The following is a 557-nucleotide window of genomic DNA, read 5'->3' as shown; positions in this document are numbered from 1 at the left end:
CACCGCAAGGCGCCGAGCTTCGACCAGCTCGAGTCCAAGACCGAGATGTTCGAGACGGGCATCAAGTCGATCGACCTCCTCACGCCCTACGTGCAGGGTGGAAAGATCGGCCTCTTCGGTGGCGCCGGTGTCGGCAAGACCGTCCTCATCCAGGAGATGATCCAGCGCGTGGCGCAGGACCACGGTGGTGTCTCCGTGTTCGCCGGTGTCGGTGAGCGCACCCGTGAGGGCAACGACCTCATCGGTGAGATGGAGGAGGCGGGCGTCTTCGACAAGACCGCTCTCGTGTTCGGCCAGATGGACGAGCCGCCGGGGACGCGTCTGCGCGTCGCCCTCTCGGCGCTGACGATGGCGGAGTACTTCCGCGACGTCCAGAAGCAGGACGTGCTGCTGTTCATCGACAACATCTTCCGCTTCACGCAGGCCGGTTCCGAGGTCTCCACGCTCCTCGGCCGCATGCCCTCGGCCGTGGGTTACCAGCCCAACCTGGCCGACGAGATGGGTGTGCTCCAGGAGCGCATCACCTCCACGCGTGGTCACTCGATCACGTCGCTGCA

General features: G+C 65.5%; 1 protein-coding gene. It reads left to right on the top strand.

Going from position 1 to position 557, the window contains the following annotated elements; all coding sequences use genetic code 11:
- On the top strand, window positions 1-557 hold a 557-nt coding region (locus ABT08_RS12655; protein ID WP_502685892.1), incomplete at both ends, for a F0F1 ATP synthase subunit beta.

Origin of the sequence: Microbacterium sp. SCN 71-21 (genome assembly GCF_001725695.1) — a bacterium.
Classification (GTDB): Bacteria; Actinomycetota; Actinomycetes; order Actinomycetales; family Microbacteriaceae; genus Microbacterium; species Microbacterium ginsengisoli.
The sequence above is the reverse complement of the archived record's forward strand: the minus strand, read 5'-3'. Positions and strand labels throughout refer to the sequence as shown.